General features: G+C 62.9%; 2 protein-coding genes. Both read right to left on the bottom strand.

The genetic code is table 11. The features are described from left to right. Positions 1-38: 38 nt before the first annotated feature. A complete protein-coding gene (locus AC1D1Z_RS37550; protein WP_446964062.1) occupies positions 39-743 on the bottom strand; it encodes an ABC transporter permease in 705 nt (234 codons plus the stop codon). 10 nt (positions 744-753) lie between these two features. Then, positions 754-1,267 (bottom strand): ABC transporter permease (locus AC1D1Z_RS37545; protein ID WP_477853907.1); only part of this gene is annotated, 514 nt, incomplete at its 5' end.

The following is a 1,267-nucleotide window of genomic DNA, read 5'->3' as shown; positions in this document are numbered from 1 at the left end:
AGGCCGACCCGGCCTAAAATCATCCTGTTCTAGGCCGCCTACGCCTTCAGCGCCTGCGGAATGGCGCGGCGATGTCGGGACAGCGAATATTCGAGCAGAGCCATGCCCTGCAGGATGATGAAGTTGAGGACGAGATAGATGATCGCCGCACAGAGAAAGACTTCCATTGTGCGGTAGGTCTGCGAGATCAGCCGCTGCGCCACGCCGGTGACTTCCCAGACGGTGACAAGGCTTGCGAGCGCCGTCGACTTCATCATCAGCACGATCTCGGTGGAATAGGCCGGCAGCGCGTGACGGAAGGCAATCGGCGCCAGGATACGGCGCACCAGCAGGAAGCCGGACATGCCGATCGAGCGTGCCGCTTCGATCTCCTTCGGCGAGACGGCGCGAATGCCGCCACGGAAAATCTCCGCCGTGTAGCCGGCGGTGCAGAGCGCCAGTGACAGCACGGCGCAGACCATCGGCTCGCGCAGGAACGGCCAGAGGAAGGAATAGCGGATGACGCCGAACTGGCCGAGGCCGTAGAAGACCAGGAACATCTGGATCAACAGCGGCGAGCCGCGGAAGACGAAGATATAGCCTTTGGCGAAGCTTGAAAGCACTGGGTTGCCGCTGGTCCGCATCCAGACGATGACAAGCGCCAGCAGGCCGCCGGAGACGATCGACAGGGAAAACAGGATGAGCGTCGTCGGTACGGCCTTGAGCAGGGTGACCATGGTCGAGGCGATGAAGGTGAAATCCATTGTCGCCTCCTTACGCCTGGCCCATGGCGGATGCCGGCATGCTGCGATTGGCGCGGCGCTCCGCCCCGTTGAAGATGCGGTCCGAAAGGCTGGTCAGGAGCAGATAGAGGCAGCCGCCGGCAATGAAGAACAGGAAATATTGCCGGGTCGAGCCCGCCGCCACCTGGCTGGTGCGCATCAGTTCGGCAAGACCGGTGACGGAGATCAGCGCCGAATCCTTGAGACTGAGCTGCCAGACGTTACCGAGGCCGGGGATGGCGAGGCGAAACACCTGCGGCATGATGATGCGGCGAAGGCGCATGCCGCGATGCATGCCGATCGCCGAGGCGGCCTCGAGCTCGCCCTTGGAGATGGCGAGAAATGAGCCGCGGAAGACCTCCGCCTGGTAGGCGCCGGAGATGATGCCGACGGCAAGCGCACCGGCGACAAAGGAGGGCAAGCCGAGGAACCCCTCGTAACCCATCGCCTGGCCGATAGAGGTGACGGCCGACGAACCGCCGAAATAGATGAGATAGATGATCAGC

This window comes from Rhizobium sp. P1_E1 (assembly GCF_056406015.1).
This window is presented reverse-complemented; position numbering and strand designations above follow the sequence as displayed.

Coding starts and splice junctions, on each gene's coding strand:
- AC1D1Z_RS37550 (WP_446964062.1), bottom strand. CDS start 743: ATGGATTTCACCTTCATCGCCTCGACCATGGTCACCCTGCTCAAGGCC.